This window comes from Mameliella sp. MMSF_3455, assembly GCF_030733205.1.
GTDB lineage: Bacteria > Pseudomonadota > Alphaproteobacteria > Rhodobacterales > Rhodobacteraceae > Antarctobacter.
Genome location: NZ_JASHJL010000017.1, coordinates 39344 through 58371 on the forward strand (window position 1 = coordinate 39344; position 19028 = coordinate 58371).

General features: G+C 65.1%; 14 protein-coding genes. 12 read left to right on the forward strand and 2 right to left on the reverse strand.

What is annotated here, in order from left to right; genetic code table 11:
* Positions 1–60 precede the first annotated feature (60 nt).
* The 7 genes from RBB42_RS14100 to RBB42_RS14130 all read left to right on the forward strand — a co-directional run bounded on the left by RBB42_RS14100 (position 61) and on the right by RBB42_RS14130 (position 7389).
* A complete protein-coding gene (locus RBB42_RS14100) occupies positions 61–759 on the forward strand; it encodes a glutamine amidotransferase-related protein (RefSeq protein ID WP_305972105.1) in 699 nt (232 codons plus the stop codon).
* Positions 756–1550, forward strand: a complete 795-nt coding sequence (locus tag RBB42_RS14105; RefSeq protein WP_305972104.1) for a creatininase family protein — start codon at positions 756–758, stop codon at positions 1548–1550. Before RBB42_RS14100 ends, RBB42_RS14105 begins: the two co-directional genes overlap by 4 nt.
* On the forward strand, positions 1547–2773 hold the full coding sequence (locus RBB42_RS14110; protein ID WP_305972103.1) for an amidohydrolase family protein: 1227 nt from the start codon (positions 1547–1549) through the stop codon (positions 2771–2773). Before RBB42_RS14105 ends, RBB42_RS14110 begins: the two co-directional genes overlap by 4 nt.
* Entirely contained in the window at positions 2773–4167 is a 1395-nt protein-coding gene (locus RBB42_RS14115; protein WP_305972102.1) for an FAD-binding oxidoreductase, read from the forward strand. Before RBB42_RS14110 ends, RBB42_RS14115 begins: the two co-directional genes overlap by 1 nt.
* A gap of 4 nt (positions 4168–4171) precedes the next feature.
* Positions 4172–5053 (forward strand): TauD/TfdA dioxygenase family protein, encoded by an 882-nt coding sequence (locus RBB42_RS14120; protein WP_305972101.1) that lies wholly within the window; start codon positions 4172–4174, stop codon positions 5051–5053.
* Between the two features lie 111 nt (positions 5054–5164).
* On the forward strand, positions 5165–6829 hold the full coding sequence (locus RBB42_RS14125; protein ID WP_305972100.1) for an ABC transporter substrate-binding protein: 1665 nt from the start codon (positions 5165–5167) through the stop codon (positions 6827–6829).
* Between the two features lie 53 nt (positions 6830–6882).
* Complete coding sequence (locus tag RBB42_RS14130; protein WP_306043720.1) at positions 6883–7389, forward strand: DUF2165 family protein; 507 nt, start codon at positions 6883–6885, stop codon at positions 7387–7389.
* 199 nt (positions 7390–7588) lie between these two features.
* Here RBB42_RS14130 and RBB42_RS14135 read toward each other — a convergent pair whose 3' ends face one another.
* Positions 7589–10687, reverse strand: a complete 3099-nt coding sequence (locus tag RBB42_RS14135) for an efflux RND transporter permease subunit (protein WP_305971355.1) — start codon at positions 10685–10687, stop codon at positions 7589–7591.
* Complete coding sequence (locus tag RBB42_RS14140) at positions 10684–11895, reverse strand: efflux RND transporter periplasmic adaptor subunit (protein ID WP_305971354.1); 1212 nt, start codon at positions 11893–11895, stop codon at positions 10684–10686. The genes RBB42_RS14135 and RBB42_RS14140 overlap by 4 nt, the downstream gene beginning before the upstream one ends.
* Positions 11896–12552: 657 nt before the next feature.
* On the opposite strand from RBB42_RS14140, the gene RBB42_RS14145 reads away from it, so the two are divergent.
* The 5 genes from RBB42_RS14145 (at position 12553) to RBB42_RS14165 (ending at position 18748) form a co-directional block, all read left to right on the forward strand.
* Entirely contained in the window at positions 12553–13911 is a 1359-nt protein-coding gene (locus RBB42_RS14145) for an ABC transporter substrate-binding protein (RefSeq protein ID WP_305971353.1), read from the forward strand.
* An 85-nt stretch (positions 13912–13996) separates the two neighbouring features.
* The gene (locus tag RBB42_RS14150; RefSeq protein WP_305971352.1) at positions 13997–15244 is read left to right on the forward strand and encodes a carbohydrate ABC transporter permease; all 1248 of its coding nucleotides are present in this window, start codon (positions 13997–13999) and stop codon (positions 15242–15244) included.
* Positions 15241–16461, forward strand: a complete 1221-nt coding sequence (locus RBB42_RS14155; RefSeq protein WP_305971351.1) for a carbohydrate ABC transporter permease — start codon at positions 15241–15243, stop codon at positions 16459–16461. The genes RBB42_RS14150 and RBB42_RS14155 overlap by 4 nt, the downstream gene beginning before the upstream one ends.
* On the forward strand, positions 16458–17702 hold the full coding sequence (locus tag RBB42_RS14160) for an MGH1-like glycoside hydrolase domain-containing protein (RefSeq protein ID WP_305971350.1): 1245 nt from the start codon (positions 16458–16460) through the stop codon (positions 17700–17702). Before RBB42_RS14155 ends, RBB42_RS14160 begins: the two co-directional genes overlap by 4 nt.
* Entirely contained in the window at positions 17702–18748 is a 1047-nt protein-coding gene (locus RBB42_RS14165; RefSeq protein ID WP_305971349.1) for an ABC transporter ATP-binding protein, read from the forward strand. The genes RBB42_RS14160 and RBB42_RS14165 overlap by 1 nt, the downstream gene beginning before the upstream one ends.
* Positions 18749–19028: the final 280 nt, after the last annotated feature.

Here is a 19028-nt window from a genome sequence, read left to right on the forward strand (position 1 = left end):
ACATCTCTGGCACGGATCTTCCACAGGGCCACGCAACCAGTTCCTTTCGAGGGGAATGATATGGGACAGCGTGTGCTTTCCGTGCGCCACGGGGATGAGCCCCTTGACGATCGCGCAACCGCCTGGCTGGAGACTGCCGGCTACAGGGTCGAAACCCGTCGCCCGTTTCGCGGCGAACCGCTTGGCGTGCCGGGCGACGATCTTGCCGCGACCATCATCTATGGCGGGCTCTACAATGCCTACAAAACCGACCGGCACCCTTTCCTGCTGGAAGAATACCGCTGGATCGATGCCTGTCTGAAGGCCGGGATCAAGGTTCTGGGCATCTGCCAGGGCGCCCAGATGATTGCCCATCACCACGGCGCCTGGGCCGGTCCGCGTGAGCAAGAAATCTTCGAGTTCGGCTATTACGAGATCACCCCGACAGAGACAGCGGGCGATTTTCTCGACCGGCCGCTGACGGTCTGCCAGGCGCATTTCCACACCTTCGACTTGCCTGCGGGGGCCGTGCGCCTGGCCGCGAATGACAACTACGCCAACCAGGCCTTTCGGATGGATGAGACGGTCTATGGCCTGCAGTTCCATCCCGAAGTGACCGAGCCGGGTTTTCGTCGATGGCAGGTGCAAAAGGCCGGCGTTTATGGCCGCCCGGGCGTGCAGGACCGTACCGAACAGGACCGCCTGCTGGCCGAACACGACGCGGCACAGGGCGTCTGGTTCGAGGGATTTCTCGACCGTTTCATCGGGCGCCCGGCATGAGCGTTCAGGGGTATTGGGCGGATCTCCCTTCGGCGGCTTTCCCGGATCTGCCGCAGGACACGGTCGCGGTTCTGCCGTTGGGCGCGACAGAGCAGCACGGGCCGCACCTGCCGCTCTCGGTGGACAGCGATCTGATCGGCGCAGTGGCGGAGCGGATGTTGGCGGCCCTGACGCCCGAGCAGTCGGTTCTGGTGTTGCCGGCTCTGACAATCACCAAGAGCGACGAGCATATCGCGTTTCCCGGGACCTTGACGCTCTCGGCAGAGACGCTGCTGACCGTGTTGCGAGAGATCGGCGCCTCGGTGGCACGCGCCGGGGTCACGCGGCTGGTTCTGTTCAACGGGCATGGTGGCAACAGCGCGCTTTTGCAGGTGGCTGCGCGCGATCTGCGATTGCAGCACGACCTTGTCGTTGTGTGCTGTTCCTGGGGCGGCTTCGCCGAGTGGCGGGGCAAGTTCGACCCCGACAGTTATGCGCATGACATCCATGCCGGTGACAGTGAAACCTCGGCGATGCTGGCCCTGCGGCCTGAGCGTGTGGACATGACCAAGGCAAAAAATTTCAGCCCGGCGATGATGGATTGGGACAGCGCCTTTCCGCAGATCGGATTGGGGGGCAAGCCTGCAAGTCCCGGCTGGCTGGCGCAGGATCTGAACCCGCACGGCGCCTGCGGCAACGCGGCCGCCGCGACCGCCGACAAGGGCGCCGCCCTGCTTGACAGTGCGGGCCGTGGGTTTGCGGCCTTTCTTGCCGAATTTGCCCGGTTCGACCACCGGAGGGCGCGTCCATGACGCGGGTGGAGCGATTGGATGGACACCTGCCCGGCGTGCTGGTGCCGCGGTCCTTGCTGGCCGATCCGGCGGCGTTCGGCGGCACGGTGGTGGCGGATTGCATGGTCGGAGACCTGGTCATCCGCGACGGGCGCGTGACCGGCCTGACCGCCTCTGAAAACGCTCCCGGACGCATGGTCCTGCCTCGCCTGACAGAGCCGCATGTGCATCTGGACAAGTGCCATAGCATCGGCCGGATGCAGGGCGTCGGTGGGGACCTCGCTACGGCCATTGCCGCGCAGAAGGCCGACAAGGTCAACTGGACAGCGGATGATCTTCGCGCCCGCGCCACACGGGGACTGCAGGAGCTGGAACGGGCCGGATGCAGCGCGGTCCGGACGCATGTGGATTGGGGAGAGGCTGCCGATCCCCGGGCCGTCCCGCTGGCATGGGATATCCTGGGCGAACTGTCTGCGGACAGTGCTTTGACCGTGCAGCGTTCGGCCCTGACGGGGATCGAGCGCATGGCCGATCCGGACTACGCCCGACATTGCGCGCAGGGCCTCTCTCACCAGGGGGGCGTGCTGGGGGCTTTCGTCTTTGACCAACCCGAACGGGATGCCGGGCTGGTCAACATGTTCCGCGAGGCCGACCGCCTGGGGCTGGCCCTGGACTTCCACGTTGACGAAGGCCTGGCAGAGGGGCTCGACGGGCTGGAACGCATTGCCGATGCCGCGCTGCTGACACGGTGTCAGGGGCCGGTGCTCTGCGGCCATGCCTGTTCACTGGCGAACCTGTCCGGCGTGGATGTGACCCGGATCGCGGACAAGCTGGCAAAGGCCGGCATCGCCGTCGCAATGTTGCCGCAGACCAACCTGTACCTGCAAGGCCGCACCGGGGGTACGCCCGACCGGCGCGGTGTCACCCGGCTGCATGAATTGCGGGCCGCCGGCGTCACCGTGACGGTCGGTGCCGACAACGTGCGTGATGCCTTCTGCCCCATCGGGCGGCACGATCCGGTTCATGTGCTGGGCCTGAGCGTGCTGGCGGCACATCTCGATCCGCCGCTGGGCGACCACCTGCCGCTGATCACCACCAACGCGCAGCGTGCGCTGGGACTGGAACCCCGAACCGTCGACGGGGCTGCCATCGGGGATCTGCTTGTCTTCGACGCAACCGACAGCTCGGACCTGTTGGGCGGTGTGATGCCGCGCAGCCTGTCCGACGCCTTGGGAGCCCTGTGATGACAGAAAAACAGACTGACTGGCATGCCATTGCCACCGAACTCGCCCCTGTCGAGGTGATCGAGGAACCGGTGCTGATCAAGAAACGCTCGCGCGATTTCTTCTGGTACTCGCCGATCCTGAATGCCCAGCTGAAGAAGAGTTTCGGGGATCTGGTGGCGCGGCCCGCAACCCGCGAGGAACTGGCGCATTGCCTTGCCGTCGCCTACGCGCACGACTTGCCCGTCGTGCTGCGCGGCGGCGGGACTGGCAACTACGGACAGGCCGTGCCGCTGCAAGGCGGGTTGATCATCGAGACCACGGCGATGAACCGCATCCTTGAAGTCGGCGAGGGCTTTGTCCGTGTCGAGGCAGGCGCCCTGATGGCCGATATCAACGCCGCTCTGATCCCGCAGGGCTGGGAGATGGCGATGTTCCCCTCGACCCAGGACATCGCCACCATCGGCGGATTTGTCGCCGGGGGCAGCGCCGGGATCGGGTCCATCGCCAACGGCGCGTTGCGTGAAAAGGGCAATATCATCAGCCTCAAGGCGCTCTCGGTCGAGGAGGCGCCGCAGGAGCGGGTGTTCGACGCCGAAGAGGCGCTGCAACTGCACCACGCCTGGGGCCTGAACGGCGCGATCACCGAGGTCACGCTGCGCACCGTTCCGACCCGTGACTGGATCGGCTGCATGGCCACGTTTGACAGCTATCGCGACTGCTACGCGGCGGGCTACGCGCTTGCGCAAAGCGAGACGATCGGGCGCAAGCTGTGCTCTGCCGTCGAGGCGCGGATCGTCGATTACTTCCCCCGGCTCGAAGGCCACCTGCCCAAGGGGCGGCACCTTTTGGTGGCGCTGGTCCCGCACGAGGACATGGAGGCCTATCGCGCCCTGATCGCGGCGCAGGGCGGGACGGTAGACCTCGCCCTCGACGATGCCGAACGCAAGGCCAAGGGCATCCCGCATGTGTTCGAATTCGCCTACAACCACACCACGTTGCAGGTGCTCAAGGCCGACCGGTCCGCCACCTACCAGCAATACGGGGTCGGCGATCCGTCGGATGCCGAAGCCGTGGCGCGGCTTGGCAAGGAGGTGGGCGACGACCTTTGGCAGCACCATGAATTCGCCCGGGTGGACGGAAGGATCGTCGCGTTCGATCTGCCGATCATCTGGTTCACCGACGAAGCCCGCCTGCGCGAGATCGACGACACCTATCGCGCGCACGGGTTTTCCGTGGCCGACGCCCATACCTACCACGTCGAGGGCGGCGGTCTGAAGAACGCCGACTACCGGCACCTGGCGTGGAAAAAGCGCATGGACCCCAAGGGACTGCTGAACCCCGGCAAGTCACGGGCCTGGGAGATGGTGCGCCATCTCTCCGCAGACGACATCGAAGCAAAGGCCAAGGACTGAACCTATGACCATCCAGACCAAACCGCTGACATCGCATTTCGGTGCGGACGTGCAGGGCATCGACCTGAACACCGTCACGGCCACCCACCTGTTCCCGCAGATCCGCGCCCTGTTCGAGGAGCACTCGGCGCTGCTGTTCCGGGCGCAGGAGATGACGGATGAAACCCACCTGCGCCTCGCGCAACTGTTCGGTCCGATCGAGGATCGAGAGGCGGATGAGCGCAAGCCGGGCGAGGGGTTCAAGATCCCGAAGGTGTCCAACGTCCAGGAAGACGGCACCACCTCGGGTGAGATGGACCTCAAGACGCTGAACCTGAAGACGAACTTCCTGTGGCATTCGGACAGCACCTTTCTGCCCACGCCCGCGCTGACCAATATCATCACGGCGCGCGTCGTGCCCACGTCGGGCGGGGCGACAGAGCTGGCCTCCACCCGTGCGGCCTGGGCGATGATGCCCGAAGAGATGAAGGCCAGGATCAGGGGCCGCGGCATCTGGCATCGCTACAGCCACTCGCGGCGCAAGATCTCGCCCGAACTGGCCGAATTGCCGATGTTCAACAAATGGCCGGACACCCATTGGAACGCGGTCTGGGAAAACCCGATCAATGGCCGAGAGGCGCTTTATATCGCCAGCCACGCCTTCAAGGTCGACGGCTACGACGAGGCCGAGGGCGAGGCGTTGCTCAAGGAGTTGACGGATTTCTGCACGCAGCCCGCCTTTGTCTATGCGCACAACTGGCAGGTGGGGGACGTGCTGATCTGGGATCAGCGGGCCGTGATGCATCGCGGCACGCCATGGCCCTACGAAGAGCCGCGGACCCTGTCCAGCATCTGCGTCACCGTCACCGAAGAAGACGGGCTGGATCGTATCCGCATCCCGGCCTGACCCGAATACGCGCGGCCGACCGGGCCCTTTGCGGCCGCGCGCCTTCCCGCAGTCCTCATGCTGCTTCCCGACAGGGCGGTCCCCCTCACGACCCAACAGAGAGGAATGAAAATGACCTTCACAACGCCAAGCGGCAAACCGCTTCCGGATTTCCTGGCCAAGTCTGCGGAGCGTGCCGGCGACGATGCCGTCAGCCGCCGCGAGTTCCTGGCCACGGCCTGTTCCTTTGGTGCCTCGGCGGCCACGGCCTATGCCATGCTGGGCCTGCCGGCCCCGGCGCAGGCGGCCAGCCATGCGCAGATGGGCGGCACCGTCCGCATCCAGCAGGAAATCGTCGGCATGCGTGATCCGCGCAAGTTCGACTTCAACAGCCTCGCCAACTTTACCCGCGGTTGGCTGGAATACCTCGTACAGTACAATTCCGACGGCACCTTCACGCCCGCGCTGCTGGAAAGCTGGGAAATCAATGAGGATGCGACGCTTTATACGCTCAATGTCCGTCCCGGTGTGACTTGGAACAACGGCGATCCCTTTACCGCCGCCGACGTGGCCCGCAACATCGAACGCTGGTGCGACAGCCGGGTCGAGGGCAATTCGATGGCGATCCGTTTCTCGACGATCGTCGATCCCGAAACCGGCACCATCTTGCCGGACGCGGTCAAGGTCGTCGACGACCTGACGGTGACGATCTCCCTGCCCAAGCCGGATATCTCGCTGATCGCAGGCATGTCCGACTATCCCGCCGCCATCGTCCACGAGAGCTTTGACGAGCTCACGATGGTCGACAATCCGATTGGGACCGGTCCCTACCTGCCAGAGTTCTACACCGTCGGCGAGGCTGCCGCCCTGGTGCGTAACGAGGATCACACCTGGTGGAACGCCGGGAACGGTGCCTTTATGGACCGGGTGGAACTGATCGATTTCGGTACCGATCCGGCGTCGCATTTCGCGGCCGCCGATGCGGATGAATTCGACGTGACCTATGACACAGAGGGCGATTTCATCCCGGCCTTCGATGCCCTGGACGGCTGGACCAAGCATACCGTGACCACCGGGGCCGTGGTTCTGGCGCGGACCAATCAGCTTGCCGAGGCGGGCGGCAGCCGGCCCTATGCCGATGTCCGCGTCCGCCGGGCGCTGGCGCTGGCGGTGGACAATGCCGTGGTGATGGAACTGGCCTACAACGATCTGGGCGCGGTGGGCGAAAACCACCATGTGTCGAAGGTTCATCCCGACTACGCCGACATCGGCCCGGCCGTGCACGATCCGGCGCAGGCGATGACCCTGCTGGAAGAGGCGGGCATGGCGGATTTCGAGCACGAGTTGATCTCTCTCGACTCGGCCTTCTGGAAGGCGACCGCGGATTCGATTGCCGCGCAATTGCGCGACGCGGGCATCAACATCAAGCGGACCGTGATCCCCTCGTCGAGCTTCTGGAACGACTGGGCCAAGTACCCGTTCTCTGTCACCAACTGGAACCACAGGGCGCTGGGCATCCAGACCTATGCGCTGGCCTATGTGTCCGGCACCTCGTGGAACGAGACCGGCTTTGCCAACGAGGCGTTCGACGCGCTTGTCGAACAGGCGCTGGCGACCCCGGATGTCGAGGCGCGCCGCGCCCTGATGGCGCAACTCGAACAGATCATGGTCGATGAAGGCGTGATCATTCAGCCCTATTTCCGGGGTCTTGCGAACCACTCCAAGAGCAACCTGAAAGGCGCTGCGATCCATATCTCGCAGGAAATGTACCCGCAGTACATGTACTGGGAGGCCTGAGCCTGCCACCCCGGTGGGGCGGACCGCATCACTACTGGATACGAACGACCGACATGCTCGATACCGTCATTCTTGCCCTGTGCGGCGCCAATCTTGTCTTCATGGCCGCATGGATGACCGTGGGGGCGCTGGAAAACCTGTTCCATCCCTTCCTCAACGAAACCTACACGGCAGAGGTGATGGACATGGCGCGCATGCGCGAGGACTATCCCGAGGCCTATGCGCTTGTTGCCTATCGGCGCCTGACCAACGCCCGCCTGCGGAAATGGCTGTTCGGCGTGATCGTGGCCTTCGAACTCTTGGCGATGGTGCTGCTCTGGGGAGCGGCGGTCAGCGTCCTGCTGGCCCTGCTTGGTATCGCTTCGGCCGAGACGTCACTTGCGCTTGGCCTCGTCGGGGCGGGGGCGTTCAGCTCTGTCTGGGCCGGCTTCCTCGTGGTGGGGAACTATTTCTGCTACTGGTTCGGCCACGAGGGCGGCCAGAATACCCATTTCCAGATGCTGCAATGGGGTTTGCTGAGCACCATCGTCCTGATCGCCAGCTCTGTGGCGCTTGTCTAGGAGCCCGCGTTCCTGGCGGGCAAGGCCGAACTGGGGGCCGTTCAATTACCAGATCGACGTCGATGGCGAAATCCGGGGAACGGGCGCCGTCGGGCTGACCATGGACGACTGCCTGCCGTCGGTGCAGGGGCGCAATGGTGCATGTCTTGAATCGCTGGCCGGACGTCCCTTGGCAGGACCTCCGGCCTTGGCCGATCCGTCAGGACAGCGCTTCTTCCAGTTCGGTTTCGAGCTGTTGCATGGCCTTGACGCGCGGCTGCGAGAAGCGGGCCAGCAGCAGGTAGGCCACCGGCGTCAGGTAGAGCGTCGAGAAGGTTGCCAGACCCAACCCTCCGACAATGACCCATCCCAGCGCCTCGCGCGCTTCGGCCCCCGCACCAGTCGACAGGATCAGCGGCACGCCGCCCAACACGGTCGAGGTCATGGTCATCATCACCGGCCGCAGGCGGATGGTCGAGGCGTCGAGGATCGCGTCGCGCACCGTGGCACCGCCATCGCGCAGCTGGTTGGCGAACTCGACGATCAGGATGCCGTTCTTGGCCATGATCCCGATCAGCATCACGAGGCCGATCTGGCTGTAGACGTTCAGGCTCAGCCCGGTGAACAGCAGCGCGAAGGCGGCACAGGCCAGCCCGATGGGCACCGTCACCATGACCACGATGGCCGAGATGAAGCTTTCGAACTGCGCCGCCAGCACCAGCAGGACCACCGCGATGGCAAAGCCGAAGACCAGCACCAGCCCCGAGGCCGTCTGGTCCAGTGTCGCGGCCTCAGCCAGCGGGACGATGCGGTTCTCCTCGGCCAGGATTTCATCCGCCAGCGCCTGCACCTGGGTCATTGCGTCGCCAAGCGCCAGGGCCGGTGTCAGCCCGGCCGAAATCTCGACCGAGCGCTTCTGGCCCTCGCGATCAAGCTCGGGCGCGATGGCGCGCTCTTCCAGCCTGACAAAGCTGGACATGGGCACCGTCTGGCCGTCGGCCGTCTGGACAAAGATGTTTTTCAGGTCGCTGGGATCGTTCACCGGATTAGAGGTCGACAGCATCTGGATGTCATAGCTGCGGTCGTCGATAAAGACCGACCCCACGCTGCGCCCGTCCAGAACCGCGCGCAGCGCCTCGCCCAGCCCGGTGATGTCGATGCCCAGGTCAGAAGCGCGCTGGCGGTCGATCTCGATGAACAGCTGCGGCTGCGTGGTCTCGTATTCCAGCCGGACCTGGCCAAAGGCCGGGTTCTCCTGCATCCGTTCCACCAACCGCTGCGAGACATCGGCAAGTTGCGCGTAATTGTCGCCGGTGATGGCAAAGGACAGGCCGCGGCCCGCGCCCCGGATACCCAGAGAGTTGGGCTGGATTGCGAAGGCCCGCACGCCGATCACGCCGCGCAGCTTGCCGTTGATCTCTCCGACGATCTCGTCCTGGCTGCGTGCGCGCTCGCTCCACGGGGCCAGGGAAAAGACCATGAACCCGCGGTTGTCCGAGCCGAAGCCGGTGATCGAAAAGATGTTGGTGACTTCGCCGGTGTCGCGAAGCGGTTCGATCAGGGCCTCGATCTCGTCCATCTTGGCGGTCGTATACTGCAGCGAGACGCCCTGCGGGGCGGAGACGGACAACAGGGCCACCGCCCGATCCTCGCGCGGGGTCAGTTCCTGCCGAATGCCATCGGCGACAAAGACCGCCGTGGCGGAAAAGAGGACTGCCACCAGCAGCACGACGAAAGGCATCGCCAAAGCCCAACCCAGCGTCAACTTGTAGAGCGCGCCCAGCCGGTTGCCCAGCCAGACAAATGGGCCGCGGGGGTTCGGGTTCGGCTCTGCGGTCAGCAGGCGGCTGGCCAGAACCGGGCAGAGCGTCAAGGCCACGACCGAGGACAAGAGCACCGCCATCGCCAGGGTAAAGCCGAACTCCCGGAACAGCCCGCCCGCCTGGCCGGGCAGGAAGGACAGCGGCACAAAGACCGCCGCCAGCGTCGCCGTGGTGGTGACCACCGCGAAAAAGACCTGCCGCGTGCCCAGCACGGCGGCGGCGCGGGGACCCATGCCCTCGCTCCGGCGTCGGACGATGTTTTCCAGCACGACGATGGCGTCATCGACGACCATGCCGGTGGCCAGCACCAGCGCCAGCAGCGTCAGGATGTTGACCGAGAAGCCGACCATGTAGATGGCCGCCACCGTACCGATCAGCGCCACGGGCATGGTCAGCCCGGGGATCAGCGTGGCGCGCGCGTTGCGCAGGAACAGGAAGATCACCGCCACCACGATCACAGTGGCCAGACCCAGCGTCTTGAGCACTTCTTCGATCGAGCCACGGATGAACACCGCATCGTCGGAGGTGACGAAGATAGAGATGTCGTCGGGCAGGGTCTGGTCCAGCTCGGCCACGACCGCCCGCACGGCCGAGGAGATCTCCAGCGTGTTCGAGGTTGCCTGGCGGATGATGCCCATGCCGACCCCGGTCTGGCCGTTGGCGCGCAGGACGGTCTCGTTCGGGGCCGGGCCAAGGGTCACTGTGGCCACGTCGCGGATGCGGACGTTCTCGGAGATTTCGAGGTCTTCGAACTCGGCCGTGGTGGCGACAGTGGCCGTGGTCCGCACGGCGATGCTCTGGCTGTTGCCCGACAGGTCGCCCGCCGGTGCGTCAAAGGCCACGTCCGCCAGCGCGTTCCGCACGTCGGCCAGCGTCAGGCCGCGCGCGGCAAGCGCCGACTGGTCGATGTCGATGCGGAAGATCGGGTCGCGGTCGCCATAGATCTGCAGGTCGGCTACGCCGTTGACCGACAGCAAACGATCCTCGACACGCTCCTGCACGATCCGGGTCAGTTCCTGCGGCGAGCGTCCGGCAGAGGTCACGGCGATGCGCACGACCGGCTGGGCGTTGGCGTCGGCCTTGACGATTTCGGGCGTCTCTGCGCCGTCGGGCATCTGGTTGGCGATCCGCGCCACCGCGTCGCGCACGTCGGTCGCGGCGACGTCCAGATCGACGTCATCCTCGAATTCCAGCGTCACCCGCGACCGACCGAAGCGCGAGTTGGAGGAGATCGAGCGCACACCGGCCACGCGGCCCACGGCGCCTTCGATGCGGCCAGTCACCTCCTGGTCGACGCTTTCCGGCGAGGCGCCGGGGAATTGTGTGGTCACGGTGACGACCGGGCGGTCCACGTTCGGCAGTTCGCGTACCTCGACGCCAAAAACGGCGGCCAGCCCGGAGAGGACGATCAGGGCCGAGAGGACAAGTGCAAGGATCGGACGGCGGACAAACAGCGCGGTGCCCGACCCGGAAACGGCTGCAGAGCTTTCCTTCATCGCGTGACACTCGGCTTGGTGGCGCCGGGCAGGGCGGCGCGGGCCTCGGTGCGTCCGGCGATGGCGACCTCTGCGCCCGGGCGCAGGGTCTGCACGCCCTGGGTGACGACGAGATCGCCGGGCGCCAGGTCGCCTTCGACCAGCACCCGGTCGGCGTCGCGCTGGCGGATGGTCACGCCGACGCGCTGAACCTTGTCGTCGCGCACGGCCCAGACGTAGGATCCCTCGCTGGACCATTGCACGGAAAGCGGGTCGACGGCCGCGAGGATCTCCCCCGGAAAGCGCAGCGTGACGGTAAAGGCCATGCCCGCGCGCAGGCGGTCGTCCTCGTTGGCCAGCCGCCCCTGCACCCGCAGGGTCCGGCTGTTGCGGTCGACCACGTTGTCGACGGCGTGCACGGTGCCGGCCAGGGCGGCCGCTCCTTCGACGCCCAGCAGGCGGGCCTCGATCGGCATGCCCGGCTCGACCTGGGCGACGACGCGTTCCGGCACACGGAAATCCACCAGGATTTCGGACCGGTCGGTCAGGGTGGCGATCACATCCGTGGGCGACAGCCGTTCGCCGATGGCGACATCCACCAGGCCGATCCAGCCGGCAAAGGGCGCACGTACCGTGCGCAGGGACAAGGCAAACTCCGCCTCGCTCAGCTCCAGCTCGGCGGTCCGCAGCCGCAGTTGCGCCTCGCGCTGGCGTACCTCGGTGACGGACCCGCCGTCCTGCAGCCGCGAAAACCGGCTGGCGGCATCGCGGGCATCCTCCAGCAGCAGGCGCGCGCGTTCCACCGCGATCCGCTCTGCCTCGTCGTCGAGGCGCAGGATCACCGCACCCTTGTCCACGAAGCCCCCGGTTTCCAGCGCCACCTGCACGACCTCGCCGCTGACCTCTGTCCGCAGAGTTGCGCTGCGCAGGGCGCGCACGTCGCCGATGGCATCGACGCGGTCGTTGGTGGTGGCCTCGGTCACGGCGGCCACGACGACCTGCGCCGGACCGCGCGGACCGAAGCCCCGGCGGGTGTTCGAGACATCCGCTGCCGCACCTTCGATCCCCAGGACGCCCGACACGCCGGTACGGTCAAGGAAGGCGGCGGCGCCGGGCACGTAGTTCAACCAGAGAAACAGCGTCGCGACCAGGATCACGACAGACAGAATAACTTGTTTCAGGAAACGCATGTTCGATCCGTTCTTGAGAGCTGCGAGCAGGGCAGCCATGTCGGCTGGATACCATTTCGCATCTCTTGCACCTTTCGTATAGTCTTTCGCAGAGAAAGACGTCCGGAACGGCTTTCGCCAGCGGTGAGTGCCTACATAGTTTCCATCCGCTGGCTGTCCCGACTGCTGCCTGCAATTGCACGGTCTCTTGTACCGACGCCCCCGCGACACCCTAGCTGCGCCGCGCTGGTCCAGCCCGGGGGACCGACGCATATCTTCCGGGGGGGGCCACCTTTTGTCCGGGAATAAGCCTCGGCCGTGGTCGGTTCTTGACCCTGCGTGATCTTGTCGACCGCGGCCAGCAGGTCGCCGAAAGGCATACCGGGCGGTTGCAGCATGGCGGCATGCTTATGCTGTGCGCCTGCGGGGGCGGCTGCAAGCGCTTTGGGAAGCCTGCGAAAAACGGTTTCAGACGTGGTGCTGGAAGGGGCGGGCATCCACTCCTGCGCCGCTGATTGATGCTGCGGTGCAGAGCGCCGCTACATCGCGTGACAGACATTGCCTGTCGCAGTTAGATGCCTAATTTTCGAGCAATATTAAGGGCCTGCTGTCCGTTCTGCCACCGGTGCAATCGACGGCACGGTGGAAAAATCGCTAGAACTGCGGTAGGTCATGGAAAACCACCGATAAGAATCAAAGCGCATTGGGAGGTGCGAAATGCCCGTCAAATCACCAAATACTTTGTCCCGACTTCTGACCACCGCGGCGCTTGGCCTGGCGCTGGGCGCGGGCCCTGCGGCGGCCGATATCCGGTTCTGGACAACCGAGGAACAGCCAGAGCGGCTGGCCAAGCAGAAGGAGATGGCCGAGGCCTTCGAGGCTGAAACGGGTATCGGCGTCGAGGTGATCCCCGTCTCGGAATCCGATCTGGGCACACGCGCCACCGCCGCCTTTGCTGCCGGCGACCTGCCTGACGTGATCTACCATACCTTGCAATATGCCTTGCCCTGGGTTGAAGCGGGCATTCTCGATGCCGAGGCCGCAACCGAGGTGATCGACGAGCTGGGCACCGGCACCTTCGCCCCCGGCGCGCTGGACATGGCCAAGACCGATGATGGCTGGGCCAGCGTCCCGGTGGATGGCTGGACGCAGATGATCGTCTACCGCAAGGACCTGTTCGACGAAGCCGGGCTGGAGCCGCCCACCACCTTTGCCGCCGTCACCGCCGCGATCGAGGCGCTGCACAACCCGCCCGAGATGTTCGGCTTTGTCGCCGCCACCAAGGTAGACGAGAACTTCATGAGCCAGGTATTGGAGCATGTTTTTCTTGCCAATGGCGCGACACCGGTTGGGCCGGAGGGGTTCACCGGCTTCGACGAGAAGAAGACTGTCGAGGTGCTGGAGTTCTACAAGGTTCTGGCCGATGCCTCGCCCGAGGGTGAGCTCTACTGGGACCAGTCGCGCAGCCTCTATTTCGCGGGGGATGCGGCGATGATCATCTGGTCGCCCTTCATCCTAGACGAACTGGCCGGCCTGCGTGACAGCGCCCCGCCGACCATCAACGAGGATCCGACCTCATCGGCACTGGCCTCGATGACCGGGATCGTGACCAATTTCGCCGGTCCGTCCAACCCCGACGGCGCGGCCTGGGGCGACATCCGCTATTTCGGCATCACCGCCGATGCGGATTTCGACGAGGCGCAGGAGTTCATCAAGTACTCGATGGACGAGGGCTATACACAGACGCTTTCCATCGCGCCCGAGGGCAAGTTCCCGGTGCGGCGCGGCACCCAGGATGCCCCGACGGCCTTTGTAGATGCCTGGTCCAAGCTGGACGTGGGCGTGGACCGCAAGGCGCCGCTGAGCGAGCTCTACGCGGCCTCGATGATCGACGAGATCGTCGGTGGGCTGGACGTGGCGCAGCGATGGGGCGTCAAGGACGGACAACTGGCGCTGGCCTCCAAGATCATCAACAGCCAGGCGATCAACCGGGTTGTGCGTGAATATATCGACGGCAACATCTCTGGTCCCGATGCGGTCAAGAAGATGAACGAGGAACTGGCCGGCATCGAGTGATGCCGGACCTTCGGGCGACCGGTTCCGCGCCGGTCGCCCGCGCGGACGTGGCTTTCGGCCCGCGTCCGGAAGGGGGGACCGCGACATGAGCGACAGCACCGGGCCGGCCTCGGGGCCGCCAAGGGGCACTGGCCCTCTCCTGAAACGCGAGGCGCGGCTGGCCTGGGGGCTGTTGTTTCCCACGCTGGCCATTGTTTCCGCAGTGGTCGTGCTGCCGCTGCTGGCGATCTTCTGGATCAGCTTCAAGCCCATAGGCCTGGCGGACCTGCGTCCGCCAGCACCCGTGGTCCGCGAGAGCCTGCGCGGATCGGACGACAGCCTGCGCCTGCAATACCGGGTCCGCAATTCCTCGCAGTCGGAACCGATCACCGGCGTCACCCTGTCGGACAGCCTGCCGGACAGCCTGACCGTCCTGACAGCCGATCCGCGCTGTACCTTTGAAGGCGCCGATTTCACCTGCGACCTGGGTGATCTTGACGGCGGCGGCCGTGACGAGGTCGAGATCTTCGTGGCCTTGCAGGGGGATGAGGATGCCGCCGAAGAGGCCGCCGAGGGCACTGACCCTCGGATGACCGGGCGCAGCACCAATATCCTGACGAATTTCGAGTTCACGCTGGAGAACTTCGACCGGATCTTCAGCGGAGACGAGTTCTGGGGCGTGCTGGGGGTGACGATCTTTTACACCGTCTTCGGCACGCTGGGCGCTCTGATCTTCGGCCTCTTCGCGGCGATGCTGCTGAACAAGGAGTTCCGTGGCCAGGGCATCCTGCGCGGCCTCTACCTGTTTCCCTATGTCGCCCCGGTGATCGCCGTGGCCTTTGCCTGGATCATCCTGTTCGATCCATTCTCGGGCTCGGCCAACGCGCTCTTGATCCAGATGGGCGTGACCACGTCCAGTATCAATTTCTTTGGCGAGAGACCTCTGGCGCTGATTATGGTCACGGTCTTCGAGATCTGGCGCTATTTCCCGCTGTCCTTCCTGTTCATCCTTGCCCGGATGCAGTCGATCGACACCGACATGTACGAGGCCGCCGACATGGACGGGGCGTCGCCCTTCCAGAAGTTCTGGTATCTCAGCCTGCCGCAACTGCTGGGCATTCTCAGCGTGCTGTTCCTGTTGCGCTTCATCTGGACCTTCAACAAGTTCGACGACATCTTTTTGCTGACCGGCGGTAACGCCGGTACGCGGACCCTGACGGTGAATGTCTACGAACAAGCCTTTGCCATCTCGAACATCGGGGCTGGCGCGGCGGTTGCGGTGGTGGTCTTCTGCTGTCTCGTGCTCTTCTCGATCTTCTTCTTCCGTTATGTCAGCCAGGAGGAAGGCCTATGAGCAGGCTGCGTTTCGGCTATGTCACCGGCCCCGTTCTGGGCGCGCTCTGGCTGTTCGTGCTGGCGACGACGCTGGCGGTACTGATGTCCTTTGCCACCGGCGATCCGTTCCGCCCGGCGGGCCTGTGGTCCCTGCTTTGGGGGGCGGCCCTGGGGCTTGGCCTTGTCGCGCTGCACCTGGGCAAATGGACCGTGTCGCTGGCGACGGCGGCGGCATTCATCCTGCTGGCGGTGATCGGCATCGGCCCGGTCGCGTCGGGAGAGACGGCCTCGACCTCCTGGAAACTGGTGGGCAGCGGGGCGCTGGGGCTGGCCGCGGGCTGGTCGTTGCAGGTGATCCTGGGGCATCTGCCCGGCCTGGGCACGTTGACGCGGCATGAGTTCGAAGAGGCGGTGATCCGGTTCCTGACCGGCTTCGGCTACATCTTTTTCACCGCGATCGTCGCCATCCCTTTTTACGTCATGGTGATGACGAGCCTGAAAAACCAGTCGGAACTGATCCAGAACCCGCTGGATTTCACCATCGACCTGTCGCAGGGCTGGGGCCTGTTCCGCAGCTACGTCGAACTGTTCGCCGATTTCAATTTCGGCAACTACCTCTGGACCTCCTTCTATGTCTCGGTGCTCACGGTCTTTCTCACGCTGGCCTTTTCGATCCCCGGCGCCTACGCGGTGGCGCGGCTGCGGTTCCGGGGGCGGGCGGCATTTTCGCGCTCGATCCTGCTGATCTACATGGTGCCGATGATCGTGCTTGCCCTGCCGATCTACATCGCCTTTTCGATGACGGGGCTGCGCAACACGATTTTCGGCATCGTGCTGATCTACCCGGTCACCACCATCCCGGTCGCGCTTTACATGTTGCAGGGCTATTTCCGCGGCCTGCCGGCCGAGGTCGAGGAAGCGGGACTGATGGACGGGCTGTCGCGGCTTGCAGTGATCTGGAAGATCACCCTGCCGCTGTCGCTGCCGGCGCTGGCCAGCGTCTCGCTCTATGTCTTCATGATCGCGTGGAACGAGTTCCTGCTGGCCTTCATGCTGCTGGACGATCCGTCGAAATTCACGCTGACCCGGGGTATCGCCTCGCTCAATTCATCCGAGATCCCGCGCCAGCACCTGATGGCCGGGGCGGTGGTGGCGACGGTGCCGATCATGGCGCTCTTCCTGGGGCTGGAGCGGTTCATGACCAAGGGCCTGACGGCCGGGAGTGTCAAGGGATGACAAAAAGAGACGACGAAGCCCGCGCCATCCTGAAAGGGAATGACCGGGGCGGATATACCGTGCCGACTGGCGGGCTGTATCCCTACCAGTGGAACTGGGACAGCGTCTTTGCCGCCATCGGGTTCGCCGAGCACGACATGGACCGCGCCTGGACAGAGATCGAGACGTTGATGAGCGGGCAGTGGCCCAACGGCATGGTCCCGCACATCCTGTTCCACAAGGTCGACCCCAGCTATTTCCCCGGTCCCGACATCTGGCGCGGTGTGGGGCCGATCCCGTCCTCGGGTATCTCGCAGCCGCCCATCGCGGCAACCTTCACCCGCTGGCTGCTGGAGATGGATGGCGCGTACGAGGATCGCGCCCGCGCGCTGGTGCCCGCTCTGATCGACTGGCACCGCTGGTTCATGACCTGGCGCAACGAGGGCGGGGCCATCGTCGTCACCCACCCCTGGGAGACGGGCCGCGACAATTGTCCGGATTGGGACGGTCCCTTTGCTGCCATCGAACCCGAGGGGATCGAAGAGTATTACCGCCGCGACACCACCCATGTAGTCGAGGAAGAGCGCCCGAGACGCTGGGACTACGACCGCTATCTCTACCTGGTGAAACTGGGGGCAGAGTGTGGTTGGGACGAGGCGCATCTGCGCGAGATCACCCCCTTTCGCGTGGCCGACCCGACGATGACCTTCACCCTGCTCAGGTCCACGCGGGACCTGCGGGTTCTGGCACAGCGGTTGGGCCTGCCGACGAACGAACTCGACGGCTGGATCACCGATATGGAGGGCGGGAGCGAGCGGCTCTGGAATGCCGAGATTGGCACATATGATTGCCTCGACATCCGGTCAGGGCAGCACACGGGCGTGGTGTCGAACGCCTCTTTCCTGGCCTGGTACGCCGGGGTGGGCGGGGACCGTATGCAGGGGCATTTCGACAGGATTTCAAAGGCGACCCGCTACTACGTCCCCTCCACCGATCCCGCGCATCCGTCATACGAGCCGAAGCGCTATTGGCGCGGCCCGGTCTGGGCGATGATGAACATGCTGATTGCCACCGGCCTGCGCGAGGCAGGCCATGACGACCGGGCCGAGGCGCTGCGGACAAACACCCGCGACATGATCGCGGAGAACGGCTTTGCCGAGTATTTCGACCCGCGCGACGGCGCAGCGGCGGGCGGGCGCAATTTCACCTGGACGGCGGCAATTTGGCTGGCCTGGGCGTCGGACAGCGCAAGGAGGGCGTGATGGGGGCGATAACTCTGGACAAGGTCGAAAAGTGGTACGGCGACCTTCAGGTGATCAAGGGCATCGACCTGACCATCGCGGATGGTGAATTCGTGGTCTTTGTCGGCCCTTCCGGCTGCGGCAAATCCACGCTTTTGCGGATGATCGGCGGCCTTGAGGAAATCAGCCGCGGCAAGCTCTTGATCGACGGGCAGGACAAGACCGCCGATCCGCCGTCCAAGCGCGGGCTGACGATGGTCTTTCAATCCTACGCGCTCTACCCGCATATGTCGGTGGGTGAGAACATGGGCTTCTCGCTCAAGACCGCCGGCGCGCCGAAATCCGAGATCAAGGCCAAGGTGGACGAGGCGGCACGGGTTCTGAAGCTGGAACCCTACCTGGAGCGGCGGCCCAAGGCGCTGTCGGGCGGCCAGCGCCAGCGCGTGGCCATCGGGCGTTCGATCGTGCGCGATCCGACTGCTTTCCTGTTCGACGAACCCCTGTCCAACCTCGACGCGGCGCTGCGTGTCGAGATGCGGTACGAAATCGCCAAGCTGCACAAGGCGCTGGCCCGCACGATGATCTACGTCACCCATGACCAGGTCGAGGCGATGACGCTGGCCGACCGGATCGTGGTGCTGGAATTCGGCGTGATCGCCCAGGTCGGCAGCCCGAGAGAACTGTATGAACGGCCCGCCAATCTTTTCGTGGCGCAGTTCATCGGATCGCCCAAGATGAACGTGCTGGACTGCACCACCGGCGGAGGCCGCTTCACGTTGGAGGGCGCGCGGGGCGGGGCCTACGAGGGCGATCACCCGGCGGTCAAGGTTGGCATCCGGCCCGAACATATCCGGATCGGGGCCGAGGGCGAAGGCATGATGGACGGCACCGTCGACGTGTTGGAGTATCTGGGCGCCGATACCTTTCTGATCGTGGATTGTGGGCCGCTTGGCCGGGTCACGGTTCGCACCGATGGTGACACCTCTGTCACCGAAGGCGACCGGATCGGCCTGGTCGCGCCGCCGGAACGGCTGCATTTCTTTGACGCGGACGACAAGGCCGTCTGAGCGGCACGCCCTCCGTTGGCCCGGGCCGGTTTGGTTCCACCTCTTCACGCGGGCCAACAGCCGGTCGACGTCGGCGCGACAGGTCTAATCCGTACAGGCGCAAGCGCGCCGCTTTTCCAAAGCGGGGTTCGGGCCGTCGTCCATGACCGTACTTCCCGTGTCTTGTGCGGCTGTACCGGTCACGCCGCCGTTCCGTGCGGCCAGATGCTTCGGGATGCGGGACGCACCGCGCGCGGCAAACTCCTTTGAAGGGCCTGAAACCGCGAATGGCGCGGCGGGC

Coding starts and splice junctions, on each gene's coding strand:
- RBB42_RS14100 (WP_305972105.1), top strand. CDS start 61: ATGGGACAGCGTGTGCTTTCCGTGCGCCACGGGGATGAGCCCCTTGAC.
- RBB42_RS14105 (WP_305972104.1), top strand. CDS start 756: ATGAGCGTTCAGGGGTATTGGGCGGATCTCCCTTCGGCGGCTTTCCCG.
- RBB42_RS14110 (WP_305972103.1), top strand. CDS start 1,547: ATGACGCGGGTGGAGCGATTGGATGGACACCTGCCCGGCGTGCTGGTG.
- RBB42_RS14115 (WP_305972102.1), top strand. CDS start 2,773: ATGACAGAAAAACAGACTGACTGGCATGCCATTGCCACCGAACTCGCC.
- RBB42_RS14120 (WP_305972101.1), top strand. CDS start 4,172: ATGACCATCCAGACCAAACCGCTGACATCGCATTTCGGTGCGGACGTG.
- RBB42_RS14125 (WP_305972100.1), top strand. CDS start 5,165: ATGACCTTCACAACGCCAAGCGGCAAACCGCTTCCGGATTTCCTGGCC.
- RBB42_RS14130 (WP_306043720.1), top strand. CDS start 6,883: ATGCTCGATACCGTCATTCTTGCCCTGTGCGGCGCCAATCTTGTCTTC.
- RBB42_RS14135 (WP_305971355.1), bottom strand. CDS start 10,687: ATGAAGGAAAGCTCTGCAGCCGTTTCCGGGTCGGGCACCGCGCTGTTT.
- RBB42_RS14140 (WP_305971354.1), bottom strand. CDS start 11,895: ATGGCTGCCCTGCTCGCAGCTCTCAAGAACGGATCGAACATGCGTTTC.
- RBB42_RS14145 (WP_305971353.1), top strand. CDS start 12,553: ATGCCCGTCAAATCACCAAATACTTTGTCCCGACTTCTGACCACCGCG.
- RBB42_RS14150 (WP_305971352.1), top strand. CDS start 13,997: ATGAGCGACAGCACCGGGCCGGCCTCGGGGCCGCCAAGGGGCACTGGC.
- RBB42_RS14155 (WP_305971351.1), top strand. CDS start 15,241: ATGAGCAGGCTGCGTTTCGGCTATGTCACCGGCCCCGTTCTGGGCGCG.
- RBB42_RS14160 (WP_305971350.1), top strand. CDS start 16,458: ATGACAAAAAGAGACGACGAAGCCCGCGCCATCCTGAAAGGGAATGAC.
- RBB42_RS14165 (WP_305971349.1), top strand. CDS start 17,702: ATGGGGGCGATAACTCTGGACAAGGTCGAAAAGTGGTACGGCGACCTT.